Origin of the sequence: Paraburkholderia kururiensis JCM 10599 = LMG 19447 (genome assembly GCF_003986935.1) — a bacterium.
Classification (GTDB): Bacteria; Pseudomonadota; Gammaproteobacteria; order Burkholderiales; family Burkholderiaceae; genus Paraburkholderia; species Paraburkholderia kururiensis.
This window is the reverse complement of record NZ_RJZE01000009.1, coordinates 52606-73697: the sequence shown is the minus strand read 5'-3', so window position 1 is coordinate 73697 and position 21092 is coordinate 52606. Positions and strand designations below refer to the sequence as shown.

Here is a 21092-nt window from a genome sequence, read left to right as displayed (position 1 = left end):
CCGTTAGATATTACGAATGTGAAAGGATCGTTTAAGCTTATTGAGCTTTGCGCTGCTCATTCCTGCGCCATTTGCATGAACGTGGCGTCGTGGCGAAGTCGATATGCATAACTGCTGCTGACACCTTATTGCCATGTTCTGCAAAAACGGCAGACGTGGAGGACAGTCTGCCGTGTGCCGCACCGTCACTCGCGCGCGGCATCGCCGCTCGCGCTGGCGGGCACATCGCTCGACGCCACGGCGTGCGAGACGCTTACGCCAGGCGCGGGCACGGGCGTCGTCACGGCGTTGCCCGCGGTGGGCTCCGCGTTGCGATAGAACAGGTACGTGGCCGAATAAGGCACGAAGAGCGAAACGCCTTCCTGGTCGCACGCGGGGTCGGGCGGCATGCCACCTGTCGTCTGTACGCGCTGGACCGAACTCGTGCGAGCGAAGCGGCCTTCGCCGCGCCTCTCGCCGGCATTGAAGCGGGCGACGAGCCGTTGCCACGGCAGCGCGTTTGCGGCCACCACTTCCTCGCCCACCACGTAACTGCCGTCGTAGCCCACGAAGTAGCGGCCCGGTGCCACGGTGCCCACGCTGCGCCGGGCGGGGTCCACGAGCGTGGCGTCCGAACCCGTCGCGACCCAGGTGAGCGCGTCGCCGTTGCGCCGGCACGTGTAGGTCGTATCGCCCACTGCCGTCAGCACGTCCTGCAGTACTTCGTTTTGCGTGGCGCGCAGGGCTTCGGGCAGCGTGTCGTTGGCGGGCGGAAGCTGCGCGGTGGGCGGCGTGGTGCAGGCCGCCGCCATGAACGCGAAGCACGCGGGCATGGCGAAGCGCGCGCCGCGCGACAGACGGCGGCGCGGGGCAACGGGTTCGCAGGCAGCAGGCGGTCTTTTCATCGACGGTGTGATCGCAGTTCGGGTCATGCCGCGAAGGTCCGCGCGGGCCAAACGTCGAAACGTCCCGGCACGGGCTGCGGGCGCGCGAGGTGACGGGTGAGCGGGCGCGCATGGCTTGAATGAGACCCGAAACGCGCACTGCGGATGCGGACCGACCCGAACTCTTGAACGCTCGCGCGCAATGAGGCGGGCATGGATCGCTTCACGCGGCCGGTAGCGGCGGCAGCCCCGGCACCGGCACGCCGAAAACGTGCAGCAGCAGAACCGTGTTGAGTGCGAGCACCACGACGGTGGCGAGCGTCGCGACGATCGTCATGAACCGGCTGTTGACGAACGGCCCCATGACGGCGCGCCGGCTCGTGAAGATCACGAGCGCGATCATCGGCACGGGCAGGGCGAAGCTCAGCGCGACCTGACTGTAGACGAGGGCGTCCGTGACGTTCACGCCGGCCGCCACCACTACGAATGCGGGCGCCATCGTCACGACGCGGCGCAGCCACACGGGAATGCGATAGCCCGTGAAGCCCTGCATGATGATTTGCCCGGCGAGCGTGCCCACGGCGGAACTCGACATGCCCGACGCGAGCAGCGAGACGAGAAAGACCGCGCCCGCCGCCGCACCGAACAGCGGCGTCAGCGTGTGGAACGCGGCGCCGATCTCGGCCACGTCGCGATGCCCGGCATGGAACGCACCCGACGCCATCATCACCATCGCCATGTTGACGAGCCCCGCGAGCGAGAGCGCGACGATCACCTCGCGGTTGGAGAAGCGCACGAGCTTGCGACGCCCGGCGTCGTCACGGGCGGGGGCGCGGGCCTGCGTGAGTCCGGAGTGCAGATAGATGGCGTGCGGCATGACCGTGGCGCCCAGAATGCCCACCGCAATCGCGAGCGCGCCGGAGTCGGGCAACTGCGGCACGAAGGCGCCTTGGGCCGCGGCGCGCAGGTCGACGGGCACGATGAGCAGTTCCACCACGTACGAGAGCGCAATGGCCGCAATCAACGCGCCGATGATCAGCTCCACGGGCCGAAAGCCGCGCCGCCCGGCGCTGAGAATCGCGAACGTTACGACGGCTGTGATGGCCATGCCGACGAGCAGCGGCAGATGAAACAGCAGCGAGAGCCCGATGGCGCCGCCGAGGAATTCGGCAAGGTCCGTGGCCATGGCGGCCGCTTCGCTTACGCCCCACATCGCGTAGACGACGGGCTGGGGGAAATGGTCGCGCGAGATTTCGGCGAGATTGCGGTTCGTCACGATGCCGAGCTTCGCGGAGAGCGCCTGGAACAGCATGGCAATGACGTTCGCCGCGAGCACCACCCAGAGCAGCGCATAGCCGTAGCGTGCGCCGGCTTGCAGGTTGGTGGCGAAGTTGCCGGGGTCCATGTACGCGATGGACGCCACCACGGCCGGCCCCGCGAACAGCAGCACCGAACGCAGGCCGCGGCTCCTTCCGCCCAGCGCTTCGCCGATGGCGAGCGTCGTGCGTTGCGTGAGGCCTGGCCTGATTGGTCGCCGTGCGGGTCGTGCGGGTGGTGCGGGTCGTGCGGGTGGTGCTGCGGGCGTGCCCATCGCGTGAACCTCGTCTTGAACTCAATGTGCCTCGAAGTGGCAAGACTGGTGCCTGATTATCCTGCGCGGCTCGCGAGTCTGCTTGCGGCGCTCTGCGTGGGTGCGTGAAGCCTTGCTGGCATGGAGCGAGGCGTGGCGGCCGATGTGGCCGGCGAAGCGGTGCCGGTCAAGGTTCATGACCGCCGATGCCATGCAGAAAGAACAAACGGACGTGCCGTTTGCACGGCACGAGTTCAATGCTGCGCTTCAATGCCGCTGCTTTAGTACCGCTGCGCGAGCCGCATGCGCATCTGGTTCTTCGTCGTGGGGTCGAAGTCGCCGAGGTAGTCGAAGCGGCCGCCCGCCAGCGTCGCCACGGGCACGCCGTCGCGAAAGAGCACGCGGTTGCCGGCCACCGCGGGCACCTTCTCGCCGGCCAGCACGGTGCCGACCAGGTTCAGCGGGTCCGTCGCCGAAACGCAGACGAGCACGCCGTCGTTGGCATGGCGGCGCACCTCGCGCAGCACCGGAATGGCTTCGGGCAGCGCGAACTGTTCGCCGGAAAGGCCTTCCACGAAGCGTCCGCCGCGCACGTGGCCGCGCGCTTCCAGGCGATGCAGCACGCGCAGCAGGTCGCGCCACGGCGGCAGCCAGGGCGCTTCGCGCGCGAGCAGTTGCCAGAACACCACGCCGTAGCGGCGCAGCAGCGTGAGGGCGACGTGTTCGAGCAGCTCGGGTTCAGTCTGCGGCTTGCGGACCACGGGCGCGATGGCCCGGGTTTCGCGTTGCGCCGTGCTTGCAGCGTTCGCCGCGTTTTCTGCATTGGCCACCGGCCGGCGCAGCAGCGCCCAGCGCCCTGCGTCCTCCATGCCGCCGATCAGCGCGCCCGCGCCGCGTGGCCGTCGGTTGCCGTAATAGGCGTTGCGCTTCGCCACGGGCTTGATGAGCGCGCGCAGACCGGCAAAGCCGTCCGCATTCGCGAGCCCCGCGGCCACGAGTTCACCGAGCGCATTTTCCAGTTCCACCGGCAGCAGATGCGCGTGCTGCGCGAGTTCGTCGAAGAACATCGCGCCGTGTTGGGCCAGCAGGTCGTGCACGCGTTGGGCGCGCGCCGAGAGTTCGCCGTCCGCCTCGCCGACCAGCGCTTGCCAGTGCAGCAGATGCCGCCGCGGCAGCAGCACGACGGGCGTCGCGCGCACGGGGCCCGATGCCGTGCGCATGCGCGCGCCGAGCCGTGCCCACACCACCTTGCCCGCGCGGCACACTTCGTCCAGCCAGGTGATCGAGTAGTCCTTCACGCGTGCAGGCAGGATCTCGTCTTCCCACGCGCCTGCCGCGGCTTCCCAGCCTTCGAACTGATCGACCACGGCGGCGAGCGCATCGCGGCCTTCCACGCGCGTGGCAGGGCTTACGTGCTGCCATTCGAACAGGAAGCGCATGAAGTCGTGGCGCTGCACCGGTTCGATCTCGCGCCGCAGCCGCCGCACGGTGTAGCGATGAATGCGCGCGAGCAGGTGCCGCTCGCACCATTCGTCGTCGGCGGCGCCGGGCGTGAAGCGGCCGCGCATCACGTAGCCTTCGGCTTCGAGCTTCGTCAGCGCGAGCGCAACGGCCGAAGCGGGCAGCGCGAGCGACCGCGCGATCACGGGCACCGGCTGCGGCCCAAAGCCCGTGAGCCGCGCGCGGATCACTTCGACGAGCGCGTCTTCTTCGTGCCACGGCGCATCGTGCCCCACGGGCGGCCGCAGCGCGGGCTCGCACGGTGCCTGCGGGTAGAGCGCCTGCAGGCAGGTGAGGCGTTCCACGGGCACCCAAAGTGCGTCGCCGAGCGCCACTTTCATGCGCGTGGCGCGGCCCGCCTGGGCAAGCGCGGCGAGGCAGGCGGGCCAGCCGTCGTTTTTTTCAGCCTCGCGTTCGTTGATGCAGGCAAGGCTCATCAGCGCCTCGTGCATCTCGTCGGCGTTGCGCACTAGCGGCCAGGCTTCGGCTGCCACGCTTTCGATGGCGGCGGCGTCCAGCGCGCCCAGGTCGTCGGCGGATTCGGGGTCGGTCCAGCGGCGGCTCAGCACGGCCTGCGTGCGGCGCTCTTCGAGCGGCGCGTCATCGAGGAACGCATACGGCCGCGCGCTCAGAATCTCGGCTGCGAGCGGCGACGGCGCGGGCAGGTCGCGCGCCACGAGCTTCACTTCGCCCGCCTCCATGCGATGCAGCAGGCGCAGCCAGCCGTCGGTGTCCATGGCGTCGTGCAGGCAGTCGTCCACGGTCTGGTTCACGAGCGGATGGTCGGGCAACTCGCGCTCGCCCACGATGTTTTCGAGGCACGCCACCTGGTCCGGAAACACGGCCGCGAGCAGGTCTTCGCTGCGCATGCGCTGGATGGGCGGCGGCGTCTTGCGCCCGCCCGTCTGACGCGGCAGCGCGAGTGACGTGGTGGCGTTCCAGCGCCAGCGCACGCCGAAGAGCGGCGCATCGAGCAGTGCCTGGATCAGGATGTGTTCGGCCGAGTTGGACCGCAGATAGCGCCACACTTCGTCCAGCGCGAAGCTGTGGCTACCGGTGAGCGAGAGGATGATCGCGTCTTCGGTCGCGGCGGCCTGAAGTTCGAAGTTGAAGCTGCGGCAAAAGCGCTTGCGCAGCGCGAGGCCCCACGCGCGATTGATGCGGCTGCCGAACGGCGCGTGAATGACCAGCTGCATGCCGCCCGATTCGTCGAAGAAGCGCTCCATGACGAGCGTGTGCTGCGTGGGCAGCACGGTGAGCGCGGCCCGCGCGCGGGCGAGGTATTCGACGATCTGGCGCGCAGCGCCTTCACTGAGGCCGAGCGTCGAAACGAGCCAGCCGATGGCGGGCGCGAGCGCGGCGGCGCGGCGGCCGGCGTGTGCGTCATTGGCGCGCTCGCTACCATCGGCGCCTTCGTCGACTTCATCGCCTTCGCCACGTTCATCGCCTTCCGCTCCACGCTCCGCTGCGGCGAGCCGCCGCTCGATTTCCTCGCGCAGCCGCGCAACGGCAGCCGAGAGTTCGTCGCTGCGCCCCGGCGCCTCGCCCAGCCAGAACGGGATGTTGGGCGGCTGGCCCTGAGCGTCTTCCACGCGCACGCGGCCCGCCTCCACACGCAGAATCCGGTACGACGCGTTGCCCAGCTGAAACACGTCGCCTGCGAGGCTTTCCACCGCGAAGTCCTCGTTCACGGTGCCGATGTTGACGCCTTGCGGTTCGAGCAGCACGGCGTAGTCGGCGTTGTCGGGAATCGTGCCGCCCGACGTGAGCGCCACGAGCCGGCTGCCGCGCCGCCCGCGCAGCGTGCGGGCGACGGCATCGCGATGCAGCCACGCACCGCGCACGCCGTGGCGGCCCGTATAGCCCTCGGCGAGCATGCGCAGCACCGCGTCGTACTGCTCGCGCGTAAGTGCCGCGTAGGGCGCCGCGCGGCGCAGGCGTTCGAACAGCGCGTCCTCGTTCCACTCGGCGGCGGCCACTTCGGCCACGATCTGCTGTGCGAGCACGTCGAGCGGCGCGTGCGGCATGACGAGCCGGTCCAGTTCGTTGCGGCGCACGCAGTCCAGAATCGCGGCGCATTCGATCAGATCGTCGCGCGAGGTGGGAAAGAGCCGGCCCTTGGGCACGGCGCCCACCTGGTGGCCCGAGCGGCCCACGCGTTGCAGGAACGCGGCGATGGTGCGCGGCGAGCCGATCTGGCAGACCAGATCGACGTCGCCGATATCGATGCCCAGCTCCAGCGACGCCGTGGCCACCAGCACGCGCAGCGCGCCCGCCTTGAGCCGCTGTTCGGCGTCGAAACGGTGCTCTTTCGCGAGGCTGCCGTGGTGCGCGGCGACGGCTTCTTTGCCGAGGCGGTCGGTGAGATGGCGCGCCACGCGCTCAGCCATGCGGCGCGTGTTCACGAACACGAGCGTGGTGCGGTGCTGCGCAACGAGTTCGGCGAGGCGGTCGTAGACGCGCTCCCAGACGTCGTTGGCCATGACGGCTTCGAGCGGCTCGGGCGGAATCTCGATGGCGAGGTCGCGCTCGCGCACGTGGCCCACGTCGACGATGGCGCAGTCGATGGGGTGCCCTTCGGGGTCGAGCGGCAGGGCGGTGGCGGTGCTGTCGCTGTCGTCGGCTTTTGTGCTGCGGCGGGCAGCATGGCGGCCCGTGTGGCGCTGGGCGGGCGTGTTACTGCTTGTACCGCGGCTTGGATCGTGGCTTGTGTCACGGCTTGTATTGCAGCTTGTATCGCGGCTTGCAGCGCTCTGCGTCTTGCTGCTTGCGTCGGCGACGTGCCCGGGCGCCGCCGCGCTGCCCACCAGAAAACGCGCCACGGTCGTGATGGGCTTTTGCGTGGCCGAAAGCCCGATGCGCGGCAGGCGCCGGCCGCACAGCGCATCGAGGCGTTCCAGACTCAACGCGAGATGACAGCCGCGCTTGTTGCCGGCCAGTGCGTGAATCTCGTCGACGATCACCGTGCGCACCGTGGAGAGCATCGCGCGCCCCGAGGCCGAACCCAGCAGCACATAGAGCGATTCGGGCGTCGTGACGAGGATGTGCGGCGCGCGCTTGCGCACGGCGGTGCGTTCCTGCTGCGACGTGTCGCCGGTGCGCACGGCGGTGCGAATTTCCACGGGCGGCAAGCCGCGCTGCGCGAGTTCGTCGGCGATGCCGGCGAGCGGCGCTTCGAGGTTGAGCCGGATGTCGTTGGAAAGCGCTTTGAGCGGGGACACGTAGAGCACGAGTGTGGCGTCGGGCAGGGCCGCGGCCGCGGTGTTTTCGGCGGCATCGGGACTGGCGGCCGGATCGGTCGGCTTCGCAGGCGCGGCCTTCGGCGGATGGTTCGTTGCCTTAGCCGAAGGCTGCGTCGCGTTAGCCGGATGCTTCGCCGCATTCCCGAGCCCTTCGCGCACGAGTTCGTCGATCGCCGAGAGGAACGCCGTGAGCGTCTTGCCCGAGCCCGTGGGCGCTGCGACCAGCGTGGAGCGTCCGCTGCGGATGAGCGGCCACGCCGCGGCCTGCGCCGCGGTGGGCGCAGCGAAGCGCTTGCGAAACCAGCTGGCCACCGCGGGGTGGAAACCGGCGAGCACGTCGGCGGGAACAGGACGAGAGTTCATGGTCGCGTAGTTGGGGGTGTGGCTCGCGATATCCAATGCCGGTGCTATGGCCCTTGTTTGCGTTCGGCGTGTGGCGTGTGGCGCGCGGGGTGGCGGCGCGCAAATGTAGCGCGTGGCATGGGGCGCGCATGGGACGCATCAGCGGCGTGGAACGCGAAAAAGAGTCTCGCAGGTTTTGCGAGGGGCTGCCAGGGGCGCCTTGCGGCTTATTGTGGTTCGAGGCTTCTGGTGCTTCTGGTGCTTCTGGTGCTTCGGATGCTTCTGGTGCATTCGCCGCTTCTGTCCCCCCGCGCTCGATGCACATGCCGCGCTCATCGCCTGCCGCACCGTCTCCTGACCATCGCCTTTCAGCGTGTCCGCGGCTCTGCGCGTCGCGCGGGCCTGCAGTATGCTCGGTTGCTCCCTGGGTTGTTCCTCAGTTGTTCATTCTCTCCCTCCCACCATGGAGTCCTACGATGCGTTACAACCAGCTGGGCCGCACAGGCGTGTTCGTTTCCGAGCTGTGTCTCGGCACGATGACGTTCGGCGGCGAAGGCAGCATGTGGCAGCAGATTGGAGAAGTGCAGCAAGGCGATGCGGAGCGGCTCATTGGTCGCGCGCTCGATGCAGGCATCAATTTCATCGATACCGCCGACGTCTATTCGCAGGGCCGCTCCGAGCAGATCACGGGGCAGGCGCTGAAAAACCTCCAGGTGCCGCGCGACAAGGTGGTGGTTGCGACCAAGGTGTACGGCCAGGTCGGCGAGTGGCCGAATTCGCGCGGTGCGTCGCGCTACCACATCCTCGACGGCGTGAAGGCGAGCCTTACGCGCTTGCAGCTCGATCACATCGACCTCTACCAGATTCACGGCTTCGACCCCGCTACGCCCATCGAAGAGACGGTACGTGCGCTCGATACGCTCGTGCAGCAGGGCCACGTGCGTTATGTCGGCGTGTCGAACTGGGCCGCGTGGCAGATCGCGAAGGCGCTGGGCATTGCGGAGCGCCTGGGCCTCGCGCGCTTCGAGACGCTGCAGGCGTACTACACGCTCGCGGGGCGCGACCTTGAACGTGAGATCGTGCCGATGCTGCAAAGCGAGGGCGTGGGCCTGATGGTGTGGAGTCCGCTCGCGGGCGGACTGCTGTCAGGCAAGTACGGACGCGATCAGCAAGGCGAAGCCGGCAGCCGCCGTACCACGTTCGACTTTCCGCCCGTGAATCGCGAGCGCGCGTGGGACTGCGTGGATGCGATGCGCGGCATCGCGCAGAGCAAAGGCGTTTCGGTCGCGCAGATCGCGCTCGCCTGGCTGCTGCATCAGCGCGTGGTGACCACGGTGATCGTGGGCGCGAAGCGGCTCGAACAGCTCGACGACAACATCGCGGCCACCCAGGTGGAACTCACGGCCGACGAACTCGCGAAGCTCGACGAAGTGAGCAGGCTGCCCGCCGAGTACCCGGGCTGGATGCTCACGCGCCAGGGCGATCCGCGCCGCGAGCAGATTGCGCAGTCGCGGCATCCGCGCGGGGTGGCGGGGCAGTAATGCGTCTTTAACAGCGGCCTCGCGGCCTGGCGCCGGTTGCCCGCACCGGATGCTGGCTTCTTCGACCTTCGACGCTGGTTTCCGGCTCCGGATGTGGGCGTCGACGGTTGGCGCCGGCCGCTGACTTCGACCGTTGGCGCCCGTCGCCGGCTTCGGATGTGGGCACCGGTCATTCGCTCCTAAAGCTCGCTCCCAAAGCTCACCCCGAACGCCAGCCCCAGTCGCCGGTACCACCGCACAGGCTCTGGCTCCGGTTCAGACGATTCGTCATCGCCCGTTTGAGCCGCGCCGGCGGTATTCGTGCGGTTCGAATAGCTCGTGCCGCCCTGTTTGGCCGACCCGCCCGAACTGCCCGAGCCGCCGGGCTCCCCGGCGCCGCTCATCAGGCTCGGCACGCGCAGGCCCATCACGGTGGCCTTGAACCGATGCCGCGCGTGCCGGTGTTTCGCCGAAAATTTCATCGTGGATGCTCCTTGGTGGCTTGTGGGAGCACGCATGGCCCGCGTGCTTTCCGTTCCTCGTGGATGTCTCTCTCGATCGATACGCTGTGGCCTCGCGCAACCCATCGCCTCGCGGGCTTACGCGCTCATGCGCTCATGCGCTCATGCGCGCGAAGTTCGCGCTCGCGAAATCCCAGTTGATGAGTTTCGCCATGACGTGTTCGAGATACTCGGGCCGGCGGTTCTGGTATTGCAGGTAGTACGCGTGCTCCCAGACGTCCACGGTGAGGAGCGGCACGAGTCCGTGGGCGAGCGGCGTGTCCGCGTTGGCGGTCTTGATGACGGCGAGCTTGCCGCGCTGGGCCACGAGCCAGCCCCAGCCGCTGCCGAACTGCGAGGCGCTCACGGCGGCGAGCTTCGACGTCACCTGGTCCACCGAACCGAAGTCGCGCACGATGGCCGCGTTCAGCGCCTCCGACGGGCGCGTCGGCGACGGGCTCAGCGACTGCCAGTAGAAGTTGTGATTCCACGCCTGGGCCGCGTTGTTGAACACGGCCTCGTGCTCGGGTACGCCATAGCTGCCGACGATCAACGCTTCGAGCGATTGCCCCGCGAACGGCGTGTTCGGCGTGAGCTTCGCGAGGTTGTCGAAGTAGCTGCGGTGGTGCTTGCCGTAGTGAAACGAAACGGTCTGTGCGGAGATCACGGGCTCCAGTGCGTTCTCGGCGTAAGGCAGCGGTGGCAGCGTTTGCGGCGATGCGCCCGATATGACCGATGCTGCCGATGCGACCGCGGTGCCGCCCATATGCGCGGCGCCGCCCGGTGTCTGCGCGGCGGCCGTACCCGCCGTACCCACGAGCCCCGCCGCGCTGCCGATTCCGGCGAGCGCGAGCCCGGCCCCGCTGGCGGCGGTTTTCGTGAGGAAGGCGCGGCGTGCCGCGAGCGTCTGTTCGTTCATGGAAACCTCGAATGGGAGTGGAGCGGCGGTTGAGCGAATAGGGATCGCCACCCGAAAACAGCTGACTCCCTCGGGTTGTTCCATTGTGCGCTGCCGATTTTTCGGGAATATTTCGCGCGCCCGATGGAATAAGCGCCAGGTCTCGCGTGTTCCGCCGCGCCGCGGGCATACCCCTTGCTGAACGTCGGTGGCAGGCTGCATGCGCTGCAGAGGCGTTGCGCGTGCGGTGCCGCTTCAAGCTGCTTCTATCTGTATTCCCACTCTTTGAGGAGTTCGACTGATGTCCGACACACTTCAAGGTTGCAAGGTGGCCGTGCTGGCCATGGACGGTTTCGAGCAGACAGAACTGGTCGAGCCGCAGCGCGCGCTGGCAGGCGCGGGCGCAACGGTGCACGTGATCTCCGCGAAGGCCGGCAAGATCCAGGGGTTCAAGCACGTCGACAAGGGCGATAGCGTCGCCGTCGACAAGACCTTCGACAATGCGAAGCCCGACGAGTACGACGCCGTGGTGCTGCCCGGCGGCGTGGTGAATGGCGATGCGATCCGGCTGATACCGCAGGCGCAGGCCTTCGTGAAAGCCGTGGACGCCGCGAAGAAGCCCGTCGCCGTGATCTGCCACGGCGGATGGCTGCCCGTGTCGGCCGGCATCGTGAAGGACCACACCATGACGAGCTGGCCTTCGCTGCAGGACGACATCCGCAACGCGGGCGCCACGTGGGTGGACAAGGAAGTCGTGGAAGACGGCAACTTCATCACGAGCCGCAAGCCCGACGACCTGCCTGCGTTCAACAAGGCGCTGATCGCCCGGCTCTCGCAGCAGCATCAGCGTGCGTGAGTCTTCAGCGTGAGTCTTCAATGAGCGCATTCGCCGGGTGCATTGCCGACCCGGCCCCTTCGTGCGGAGATGCCCGAGATGAACATCCGTTTTCCCGATGAAGCACCGGTCTTCGACGGTTCCGCCCTGGCGCTGCGGTTCGTGGCCGAAGTGGACGGCGAGCCGGTGGTCTGCTCGGTGACGGCCGAGGCGCTCGAAGACCATTTCGGCGCGCGCTCCGTGCTGGAAGCCGAGTTGGTGGGCGCGTTCCAGCGCGGCCGCGAATCGATTCATCGCGTCTGCTGCGACGCGCTCGAACAGAGCGGCGGCGGGGGCGCTGCACTGCACAGCGGGCTCTTTCGCATCGACCGGAACTGAGTGCGTGCTAGCGGTGCGGGTAACAACGGGGTGGGGCGCGGCCGGGCATTGCATATGCTGTAAATCTCTGCATGCGATTCACGATGCGGACTGCGATGCCCGCTCGAATGCGGGCCCGGATGCAGGCCTTAATGCGGGCCTTGAATGCAGGCCTTAATGCACGCCTTGAACGCACGCCTCAATGCAGATCTTTAATGCACGTCTCAATGCAGGCTCAATGCAGGCTCAAGCGCAAAAGGGGGACGCCATGTCACTGATCGTCGCCGGCCGTTTCACCACCTTTCCCGCCGCCGAGGCTGCCGCCCAGCGGCTTTTCGACCACGGCTTCATCGAAGAAGACGTGTCGCTCTTTTACGTGAACCCGGGCGGGCAGCACGCGCGCTTTCCCGTGGGCGGCGACGAGTACGCCGACCCGCAGGCCGCGCAAAGCTCGAAGGGCGCGGGCAAGGGCGTCGTCATCGGGTCCGTGATCGGGGCCGCGGTAGGCGTGGCCATTTTCAGCCTGTTCGCCGCGCCCGTGATCATCTGGATCGCCGCCGCGGGGGTGGGCGCCTATGTCGGCTCGCTTGCGGGCGCGATGTCGCACACGAGCGGCGGTGGCAAACGACGCGAGACCGTGCACGGCGGCTCGCATCCTTCCGGCGTGCTGCTCGCCGTGCACGTCACCGCGGAGAACCAGCAGGAGGCTGCGCGCCTCTTGCGCGAAGGCGGCGCCGAAGAGATCGAACGTGCAAACGGCCGCTGGCAGCAGCGCCGCTGGGTCGATTTCGATCCCACGCACGCGCCGCAAACCATGCAGACGGCGCAAGACTCGCGCGTTTGAGGCAGGGTCAAAGCAGATCCAAAGCAGGTTCAAAGCGCATTCAAAGTCGGACGTCGGGCGTGCTCCACGTGCGCCCCATGCCGGCGCGTTCGGGTGATCGGAGAAGGGCGGCGCGCGTTGCCCATTCTCGCAAGGAGGCGTTCACATGGCTGACGTCATGGCAGTGCTCAACGATCTCGTCGAAACGTCGAAAGACGGCGACCGCGGTTTTCGCAAGGCCGCCGAAGACGCGCAGAGCGCCGAACTCAAGGCCCTGTTTCTCGACCGCGCCGACCTCTGCGCACGCGGCGCGCGCGAACTCCAGGATGCCATTCAGGGCATGGGCGGCAAGCCGGGCACGGGCGGGTCGCTCGTCGGCACGTTGCATCGCGGCTGGGTCGACGTGCGGCTTTCCATTCGGGGGCGCACGGACCGCGGCATCCTCGCCGAATGCGAGAAAGCCGAGGACGTCGCGAAAGAGCGTTACGAGGCCGCGCTCGCGGCCAACCTGCCCGACGACGTGCGACCCATCGTCAAACGTCACTACGACGTGTTGATACGCACGCACGAGCGCATCCGGGCGCTGCGCGATGAGGCGTTAAGCTAGCGGAGCCGAACCGGCAGCCTGCGGTTCGCCGCACGGAACCCGGCGCGTGGAGCTTCCCGCATCGGCGGCAGCGGCGTGTCGGCGGCAGCGGCGTGTCGGCGACATCGGCATGGCGGCGATAGCGGCAGAGCAGCGGCATAGCAACGTAGCGGCATCGAGCCCACGACCCGTGCCGCCGTCCGTCATCAATCCGACGCCGACACCTTCAGTTCGTTTTTCACCACCTTCACCCCCGAGAGTCCCTGTGTGACTTCGGACGCAGCCGTCCGGTCGCCCGAGGTAGGCACGCTGCCTGTGAGCCACACCACGCCGTCGCGCGTCTTCACGTGGATGTGCGAAGACTTCACGTTCTTGCTGAGCAGGCTGGCCTTCACCTTCGTCGTGATGGTGGCGTCGTCGAGCCGCTGACCCATCGTTTCGGAACCTGCGGGCGGTGCCGAGCTTTCCTGCGCGCTCACGTCGAGCGCGAAGAGGGCGCAGGCGGTACAGGCGATCACGCTGACGGACTGAATCATTGGAGAGATTTTCATTGTGCGTTCCTCCCGGAGTGCTGAACTGGCAGTCACCTTTACCGCAAGCCGCGTGCCGCTCCGCGGCATGTCATGCGCCCGCAGCAAGCCTTACCGGCGCAACGCCGCGCGGCCCGTGCCTTTGGCGTTTTCCGCCCGTGGCGCGCTGCGCGATGCGGCGTCCCGCACACCGGCGCACGCTTCTTGCCAGACGTTTGTAAAAAGCGCGATGCCGCACACACGTTAGCAGCCGTCGCGCGCGCGCCAACGCTTTACGGAACAATGCGTTGCCTGCACTGGTATAGCAGTTGCTTTAAAGAGGCCTGTCATCGATATGACTCACTCAGGACTGCCATGCCGCCTTCAATTGAGCTACGTACAAGACAACACCTCGCCCTCACGCCCCGGCTGCAGCAATCCGTACGGCTGTTGCAGCTGTCGTCGCTCGAGTTCCAGCAGGAGCTGCGCAACGCGCTCGACACCAATCCGTTTCTCGAATACACGCCCGCGCCAGGCGAAGACGGCGACACGCCGCCCCCCGCCCGCGAGGACGGGCTCGCGGCGCCCGCCGAGCTGCCGGCTTCCACCGACATGCCGGGCGTCGCCGAAGAGTCGGGCGCCGAGCGCACCCTGCAGGACGAACCGGCTGGCGGTTATATGGCCGACGCGCCCGAGCGCATGGGCCTGCGCCGCAGCAACCAGGACGACGACGGCCAGGGCTCCGATCCCGCGGACTGGGTTCGCATGCAGCCCACGCTGCGCGAGCAGTTGCACGAGGCACTGCGTCTCTATCCGCTGGGTCCGCGCGACCGCGAAGCGGCCCGCATCATCATCGAAGCCCTCGACGACGATGGTTATCTACGCCAGGACCTGGACGAACTCGCGGCAGTGGCGGACTTCGCGCCGCCGCTCACCGAAACCGAACTCGTGATCGCGTTGCGGCTCGTGCAGTCGCTGGACCGGCCGGGCATCGGCGCGCGCTCGCTCTCCGAATGCCTCACGCTGCAGCTCGATGCCATGCCGGCCACGACGCCGGGCCGCAATATCGCACGCGAGATCGCGGCTCACCATCTCGAACGGCTCGCACGTCGCGAACAGGCGGAACTGCAAAAGCAACTGGGCTGCGATGCCGACGCGCTGCGCGTGGCCTGCGCACTCGTGCGCAAGCTCGACCCCAAGCCCGGCAATCACTACGGCCGCGCCGAAGACAGCTACGTGGTGCCCGACGTGATCGTGCGCCCCGTGCGCAACAAGTGGGTCGTGACGATCAACCCCGCGGTGCTGCCGCGTGCGCGCATCCATCGGCTCTATGCGGAGTTGTTCGCGCAGTCGGCCGGGTCGAGCCATTCGCCGCTCGCGCAGCAGTTGCAGGAAGCGCGCTGGCTGATCCGCAACGCGCAGAAGCGTTTCGAAACCATCCTGCGCGTGGGCGAGTGCATCGTGCAGCACCAGCGCGCGTTCTTTCAGTACGGCGAAATCGCGCTCAAGCCGCTCGTGCTGCGCGACATTGCCGAGGAACTGGGTCTGCACGAATCCACCATTTCGCGCGCTACGGGCAACAAGTACATGGCCACGCCGCGCGGCATCTTCGAGTTCAAGCACTTCTTCCCGCGCGAACTCGAAACGGAGAGCGGCGGCCGGTGTTCGGCGGCCGCCGTGCGGGCGCTGCTCAAGGAAATGATCGAGGCGGAAAACGCGCGCGAGCCGCTGTCGGATGTGGCGCTCGCGAAGATGCTGGCCGATCAGGGCGTGATGGTGGCGCGGCGGACCGTCACCAAGTACCGCCGGCAGATGAAGGTGCCGCCGGCGGATTTGCGGCGCAATCTGTAGGCGGCACGTGGAGAGTTAGAGGCGCGGCGCGTTGCGCGAACGCGTTATCGGGCAAGAGGCCGGCGCGCCTGGCGTCTGCGGAGCCCACGAGGGCCGCTTGCGCGGTTGTTTGCGGCCGGGCCGTACTCCAACTCTTCGCCGCTGGCAGAGGCGCTTCGGTTGGCCCTCAGTCCGCTCTATCCGCACTCAGTCCGCCCATTCCTCCGGCAACCCCTGCGTGAGCGTCGAGACGAAACGTGCCGTCTCGGCCTCGCGCGGCCGCGTGAAGACGTCGCGCGCGGCGCCCGCTTCCACCACCACGCCGCCTTGCAGGAACACCACGCTGCGCGCGATCGACGCCGCAAGCCGCAGGTCGTGCGTCGCGATCAGCATGGTCATGCCTTCGCGCGCGAGTTGCCGCAGCACGTCCACCACTTCAGCCGCGAGGCCCGGGTCGAGCGCCGACGTGGGCTCGTCGCAGAGCAGCACGTCGGGCGAGGGCGCCAGTGCCCGCGCAATCGCCACGCGCTGTTGCTGCCCGCCCGAGAGCGTCATGGGCCAGGCATCCGCCTTGTGATCGATCCCGACCTTCGCGAGCAGGTCCAGCGCGCGCTGTCGCGCGCGCTCGCGGTCCCATTTCTGCACGGTGATAAGGCCTTCCATCACGTTCTCGATCACGCGCAGATGCGGGAACAGCTGGAAGTTCTGGAACACCATGCCGGTGCGCCGGCGCACGCGCAGCACGGCTTCACGCGCGGGCTTGCCGCCGCGCGTGAAGGTGATGCGTTCGTCGCCGGCTTCGAGCGTGCCCGCGTCCGGAATTTCGAGCAGGTTCACGCAGCGCAGCAGCGTGCTCTTGCCGCTGCCCGACGGTCCGATGAGTGCCGTCACCGTGCCCTGTTCGAGCGTGAGGTCCACGGGCTTCAACACCTGGTGGTCGCCGAAATACTTTTCGATTTTCTCGAGCCTGATCATCACTGACCCTGAAACACTGCATGTTGACCGAAGCGCCGTTCAAGGCGCACCTGCGCCGACGAAAGCACGGAACTGAACACGAGATAGATGAGCGCGGCTTCTGTGTAGAGCACGAGCGGCTCGTACGTGACCGACGCAATGCGCTGCGCGGCCTGGAAAATCTCCGGCACCGTCAGCACGGCGGCAAGCGACGTGTCCTTCACGAGCGAGATGAACGAGTTCGACAGCGGCGGCAGCGCCACACGCGTGGCCTGCGGCAGGATCACGCGGCGCAGCGCCTGGCTGCGCGTCATGCCCATGGAGTAGGCGGCTTCCCACTGGCCCTTCGGAATGGACTCGATCACGCCGCGAATCACTTCGGAGTTGTACGCGCCCACGTTGAGCGTGAAACCGATGATGGCCGCCGTGAGCGGATCGAACACGATGCCCACGTTGGGCAGGCCGTAGAAGATCACGAAGAGCTGCACGAGCAGCGGCGAGCCGCGAATGAGCCACACGTAGAAGCGCACCACGGCCACGGCCCACTTCGGGCCGAACAGCCGGACGAGCGCCGCCACGAAGGCAAGCGCGAGCCCCAGTGCGAACGAGATCAGCGTGAGGGGAACGGTGAAGACGAGCCCCGCGTAGAGCAGGGGCCACAGGGAGTCTGCCATCAGGTGCAGCGTGGCGGGCATGGTGCGGATTCGCTCCTCTCTTGTTCGTTGCTCCAATGCAGACGGGCCGTGCGTTGGCGGCACGGCCCGTCATGCGCTCAGTGTCGGGAGCTTACTTCGAAACGTCCTTGCCGAAGTACTTGTCGGCAATCTTCTGGTAGGTGCCGTCGGCCTTGAGCTCGGCGAGCGCCTTGTTCAGTGCGGCCTGCAGTTCGGGGTTGCCCTTGCGGATCAGGATGGCGGACTTGTCGCTGTCAGGCGAATCGTCGATGGCGACGATCTTCACCTTCGCATCCGGGCGGTGCTTCTTGAAGTCGAGGAACGAGAGGCTGTCGTTCACCGTGGCGTCCACGCGGCCCGAGGTGAGCAGGTCGATCGATTCGTTGAAGCCCTGCACCGGCACCACTTCGGCGCCGTTGTCCTTGGCGATCTTGCCGAAGTTGCTGGTGAGCGTGTTGGCCGACTTCTTGCCCTTCAGGTCTTTGAAGCTCTTGATCGTGGTGTTGTCGGCACGCACGATGAGAGCCGCGTGCGAGGCGATGTACGGGTCGGAGAAGTCGTACTTCTCCTTGCGCGCCGGCGTGACGGACACTTCGTTGATCACGGCGTCGTAGCGCTTTGCATCGAGGCCCGCGATGAGGCCGTCCCACTTGCCTTCCACGAAGTCGGCCTTGACGCCGAGCTTCTGCGCCACGGCGCGTCCAATCTCCACGTCGAAGCCGGTCAACTGGCCCGAAGCATCGTGAAACGTGAACGGCGCGTAGGTGCCTTCCGTGCCGATCTTGATGGCGCCGGCCGACTTGATCTGGGCGAGGTCGTCGGCGGCGAACGCGGCGGTGACCGCGGCTGCCTGCAGGAGTCCGATCAACAGAAGAGAGCGGATGATTTTCATGTTTGCGTGGCTCCGTGATGAGTAATGTTCCGCGCGCCCGGCCTCTGCAATGTCAGCGGTCGCGCTGGTGGAGCGGACTGTAGCAAAAACCGGTTATTTCCACAAAGCATTTGGTACCTGATTAATATGCCTTGCGGTAATAAAGAAGCGTCCGCGTAGGCATGGGCGCGCATGCCGGATGCCTGCTTTGGCCGTGAAACCGAATAAAATCCGAGCGTTCGCTCGTATTCAGACCCGCCCGCTTGCGGCTTCGCGTCTTCCGTTCGCTCCCTTCGCCACCCCTTGCCATGAACCGTTCTTCGTCCGCTGCCGCGTCCCGTCGAGCCGATCCGCTGGCCCCGCGCAAGCGGCCCGCGCAGCGCCGTTCGGCCGCGACCGTCGAGGCGATTCTGGAAGCGGCGGCGCGCATCCTGGAAACGGCGGGCTTCGAAGGCTATACGACCAATGCCGTGGCCGAGCGCGCGGGCGTCAGCATCGGTTCGCTGTATCAGTACTTTCCGAATCGCGACGCGCTCACGGCCGCGCTGATCGATCGCGAAACCGCCACGCTCGTGGCGGACGTGCAAGAAGCGGGCAAGGCGCCCAGCTGCGAAGGTACGCTGCGCCTGTTGATCCGCGGTGCGGTGCGGCACCAGACGCGGCGGCCCGTGCTGGCTCGCCTGATCGACTTCGAGGAACGCCGTTTGCCGCTCGGTGAGCGCGAACAGCACGTGGCGGACACGATCGTCGCGATTCTTCGGGAGGCGTTCACGCGCGCCGATGCGCCTTCATTGGCCGACCCCGCTACCGCCGCAGCCGACGTGCTCGCGATGACGCGCGGCATGATCGACGCCGCGGGCGAACAGGACGACATCCAGGAAGACAGCGCCGCCGCCGCGCTGGAGCAGCGCGTGATGCGCGCCGTGGTGGGCTACCTGTTCCGGCAGGACGGCCGGTGGCCTGCGCCTTCGGGCGGGCAGAAGACACCCGACCCCGGCGCGCCTACGCCAGCCGCCTGATCAACGCCGCGGCGGCAGCGGGATTACGGACCTTGTGTCCGCTGATCACGTAGAGATATACGTCGCGGTGCTTCGCCGGCAGCGGTTTCGCACCCGCCGTTGCGAGATCGTCCGGCATGCCGCCCGCAGCCCACGTGCGGGCGCGTTCGGCCCAGCGGTCGAGTGCCTTGTCCGTGTAGCCTTCCGGCTCGCCTTCGGCGGTGCCCATGATGCGGGCGTAGACGAACGGCGCGCTCAGATCCGCGATCTGCGGATAGTCCGAATCCCCTGCAATCACCACCGCCGCGCCGTGCTCGCGCGCGAGCGCGATGAATGCCGGCGAGCGGAAGCTCTCGTGGCGCACCTCCAGCGCATGGCGCACCGGCTGGCCCGCCACGCTTGCAGGCAGCAGTTCCAGGAAGGCCGCGAAGTCGTCGGGGTCGAAGGCCCTGGTAGGCGCGAACTGCCAGTTCACGGGGCCCAGTTTCGCCTTCAGATTCATCACGCCGCTCGCGAAGAATTTCTCGATGGAGGCGCCCGCTTCGGCGAGCACGCGCCGGTTCGTCGCGAAGCGCGGCGCCTTCACGGCGAACACGAACTTGTCCGGCGTTTCGTCGTGCCACTTCAAGAAGCTCTCGGGGCGCTGCGAGCCGTAGTAGGTGCTGTTGATCTCGATGGACGTGAGCACGCGGCTCGCATATTCGAGTTCGCGCTTCTGGGTGAGTCCTTCGGGGTAGAAGGCGCCGCGCCACGGCTCGTAATTCCAGCCGCCGATACCGATGCGGATACGCGATTGAGGCGTGTTTTTCATGGGTGGAATGTGCCGCGCAACGGTGGCGCTGCGGCCGTGCTGTAGGAGCGGAGCAGTGTAGCCGAGCCAGGGCGCGGCCCGCATTTGGCTCTTCGGCCCTTCGGCTCTTCGGTCCTTCGGCTACCCCTCGACGACCCACGTATCGCGACCCCACCGTCCTCGTCGGCCACGCGCCAAAAGGTAACTTGACCCACGTCAACCCCGGCCGGCCGCCAGCACCGATCATGAACGCATGAGTGGTGTGCCTGCGCGTGTCCTGCATCGAAAGATCGAACGCGCGCAGGCGCAGCGAGCTTCACGGCGCGAGGTCAGTCATGGACGATTCAGCACACGATGGGGGAACACCGTTCGCCTTCAGGCGGCTTCTGGTCGCAACAGAAGGCGGCAGCGGACTGCGGCCGCTCACGCGGTTCGCGCTGCGGCTTGCCGCCGCGGATGCACGCGTGCGGCTCACGGACGTGGTCTGCAATCCCGTCACGCTTTTCCCGACGCTGATGCTCAGTTATCCCGACTGGGACGACGCGCATCGGACCATGGTGTACGGGGCGCACGCGGCGCTCTGCGATGCGGCCCGCGAGTTCGCGCACGGAGGTGTCGTGCCCGAGGCCGATCTGATCGATCTGTCGGCCGGCCGCACGAATGCACCCGACGCGTTGCGTCACGCCGCGGCGGCGTGGGGCGCAGACCTCGTCGCCGTCTCGGCGCATCCGCACGGGCACCGCTGGGCGTGCCGGCTCGACCCCGAAGAAGTGGCCGCAGGCACGCATTGCCCAGTGCTTTACGTGCCCGCGCAACGGCTGGCCGGCGACGACCTGAAGCTCGAGCGCGTGCTCGTGGCCGTGGACGGCAGCGACACGTCGCTGCTCGCCCTGCGCATCGCCCTGGCGGTGACGCCGCCGCAAGCCGAACTGCGCGCCATCCATGTGGCGGACCGCGCCCTCGGCATGCCGAGGCGCTGGCGCGAGGCCATCGTGGACGAAGAGGGGCGCCGCGCGTTGAAGGCGGCTGCGGCGCTGATCGGCGGCTGCGGGCGCATGGCGCCGGTCGGCAGCATCGAAACCGGCGAGACCGACGACGACGTGCCCAGCGCGATCACGCGCGAGGCGAAGCAGTGGCACGCCGACCTCGTCGTGATCGGCTCGCATGGCGGGCGCGGTCCCGGCCACTGGATGGCGGGCAACGTGGCCGCGCGCGCGTTGCGCGACACGCCCTGCGCGGTGCTGGTGTGTCCGCCGACGAGCGTGGCGCAGGCGCATGCAGTCGAAGCGCGCGCGAGCACCGCCGGCGCAGCCGAAGCAGAGTCGCCCGCTGAAATACCGGGTGAAGCCCCGAGGGCCGTCCAGCCCACCGTTTTTCTGTAGTGCCAGCAGTCCTGCGCGCCGGGCGCACACATCAACAAAGAGACAGAG

18 protein-coding genes are annotated in these 21092 nt (G+C 67.6%); 8 read left to right on the top strand and 10 right to left on the bottom strand.

Going from position 1 to position 21092, the window contains the following annotated elements:
• Positions 1–185: 185 nt before the first annotated feature.
• The 3 genes from PKKP23_RS12600 to PKKP23_RS12590 form a co-directional block, all read right to left on the bottom strand.
• Positions 186–911 carry a DUF3455 domain-containing protein gene (locus tag PKKP23_RS12600; RefSeq protein ID WP_240658965.1) on the bottom strand — a complete coding sequence of 242 codons (726 nt, stop codon included), beginning with the start codon at positions 909–911 and terminating at the stop codon, positions 186–188.
• 175 nt (positions 912–1086) lie between these two features.
• Complete coding sequence (locus PKKP23_RS12595) at positions 1087–2454, bottom strand: Nramp family divalent metal transporter (protein WP_205703005.1); 1368 nt, start codon at positions 2452–2454, stop codon at positions 1087–1089.
• A 260-nt stretch (positions 2455–2714) separates the two neighbouring features.
• A complete protein-coding gene (locus tag PKKP23_RS12590) occupies positions 2715–7538 on the bottom strand; it encodes a DEAD/DEAH box helicase (protein ID WP_240658963.1) in 4824 nt (1607 codons plus the stop codon).
• Positions 7539–7993: 455 nt separating this feature from the next.
• Here PKKP23_RS12590 and PKKP23_RS12585 point away from each other — a divergent pair, with 455 nt between their 5' ends.
• Positions 7994–9058, top strand: coding sequence for an aldo/keto reductase (locus PKKP23_RS12585; protein WP_126877136.1), 1065 nt, complete (start codon positions 7994–7996; stop codon positions 9056–9058).
• Between the two features lie 179 nt (positions 9059–9237).
• On the opposite strand, the gene PKKP23_RS12580 is transcribed toward PKKP23_RS12585, so the two are convergent.
• Complete coding sequence (locus PKKP23_RS12580; protein ID WP_126877135.1) at positions 9238–9519, bottom strand: hypothetical protein; 282 nt, start codon at positions 9517–9519, stop codon at positions 9238–9240.
• A gap of 133 nt (positions 9520–9652) precedes the next feature.
• A complete protein-coding gene (locus PKKP23_RS12575) occupies positions 9653–10303 on the bottom strand; it encodes a superoxide dismutase (protein ID WP_205703006.1) in 651 nt (216 codons plus the stop codon).
• 433 nt (positions 10304–10736) lie between these two features.
• On the opposite strand from PKKP23_RS12575, the gene PKKP23_RS12570 reads away from it, so the two are divergent.
• From PKKP23_RS12570 to PKKP23_RS12555, 4 genes are all read left to right on the top strand, one after another.
• The gene (locus PKKP23_RS12570) at positions 10737–11291 is read left to right on the top strand and encodes a type 1 glutamine amidotransferase domain-containing protein (protein ID WP_126877133.1); all 555 of its coding nucleotides are present in this window, start codon (positions 10737–10739) and stop codon (positions 11289–11291) included.
• 69 nt (positions 11292–11360) lie between these two features.
• Positions 11361–11648 carry a DUF1488 family protein gene (locus tag PKKP23_RS12565; protein WP_126877132.1) on the top strand — a complete coding sequence of 96 codons (288 nt, stop codon included), beginning with the start codon at positions 11361–11363 and terminating at the stop codon, positions 11646–11648.
• 247 nt (positions 11649–11895) lie between these two features.
• Positions 11896–12471: a glycine zipper family protein gene (locus PKKP23_RS12560; RefSeq protein WP_017775681.1), complete on the top strand. Its 576-nt coding sequence runs from the start codon at positions 11896–11898 to the stop codon at positions 12469–12471.
• Between the two features lie 145 nt (positions 12472–12616).
• Complete coding sequence (locus PKKP23_RS12555) at positions 12617–13057, top strand: ferritin-like domain-containing protein (RefSeq protein ID WP_126877131.1); 441 nt, start codon at positions 12617–12619, stop codon at positions 13055–13057.
• Positions 13058–13242: 185 nt separating this feature from the next.
• Here PKKP23_RS12555 and PKKP23_RS12550 read toward each other — a convergent pair whose 3' ends face one another.
• Positions 13243–13587, bottom strand: coding sequence for a BON domain-containing protein (locus tag PKKP23_RS12550; protein ID WP_126877130.1), 345 nt, complete (start codon positions 13585–13587; stop codon positions 13243–13245).
• A gap of 333 nt (positions 13588–13920) precedes the next feature.
• Here PKKP23_RS12550 and PKKP23_RS12545 point away from each other — a divergent pair, with 333 nt between their 5' ends.
• The gene (locus PKKP23_RS12545) at positions 13921–15396 is read left to right on the top strand and encodes an RNA polymerase factor sigma-54 (protein ID WP_026121640.1); all 1476 of its coding nucleotides are present in this window, start codon (positions 13921–13923) and stop codon (positions 15394–15396) included.
• Positions 15397–15582: 186 nt separating this feature from the next.
• Here PKKP23_RS12545 and PKKP23_RS12540 read toward each other — a convergent pair whose 3' ends face one another.
• The 3 genes from PKKP23_RS12540 to PKKP23_RS12530 form a co-directional block, all read right to left on the bottom strand.
• Positions 15583–16350, bottom strand: a complete 768-nt coding sequence (locus PKKP23_RS12540) for an amino acid ABC transporter ATP-binding protein (RefSeq protein WP_126877129.1) — start codon at positions 16348–16350, stop codon at positions 15583–15585.
• Positions 16350–17024, bottom strand: coding sequence for an amino acid ABC transporter permease (locus PKKP23_RS12535; protein ID WP_017775687.1), 675 nt, complete (start codon positions 17022–17024; stop codon positions 16350–16352). The genes PKKP23_RS12540 and PKKP23_RS12535 overlap by 1 nt, the downstream gene beginning before the upstream one ends.
• Before the next feature lie 91 nt (positions 17025–17115).
• Positions 17116–17895, bottom strand: a complete 780-nt coding sequence (locus PKKP23_RS12530; protein ID WP_017775688.1) for an amino acid ABC transporter substrate-binding protein — start codon at positions 17893–17895, stop codon at positions 17116–17118.
• A 287-nt stretch (positions 17896–18182) separates the two neighbouring features.
• Here PKKP23_RS12530 and PKKP23_RS12525 point away from each other — a divergent pair, with 287 nt between their 5' ends.
• On the top strand, positions 18183–18893 hold the full coding sequence (locus PKKP23_RS12525) for a TetR/AcrR family transcriptional regulator (protein ID WP_126877128.1): 711 nt from the start codon (positions 18183–18185) through the stop codon (positions 18891–18893).
• Here the strand turns inward: PKKP23_RS12525 and PKKP23_RS12520 are convergent.
• A complete protein-coding gene (locus tag PKKP23_RS12520; protein WP_176048967.1) occupies positions 18877–19683 on the bottom strand; it encodes a DUF72 domain-containing protein in 807 nt (268 codons plus the stop codon). The genes PKKP23_RS12525 and PKKP23_RS12520 overlap by 17 nt on opposite strands.
• 314 nt (positions 19684–19997) lie before the next feature.
• Between PKKP23_RS12520 and PKKP23_RS12515 the strand changes: the two genes are divergently transcribed.
• Positions 19998–21044, top strand: a complete 1047-nt coding sequence (locus PKKP23_RS12515) for a universal stress protein (protein WP_017775691.1) — start codon at positions 19998–20000, stop codon at positions 21042–21044.
• The last annotated feature ends 48 nt before the right edge of the window (positions 21045–21092 follow it).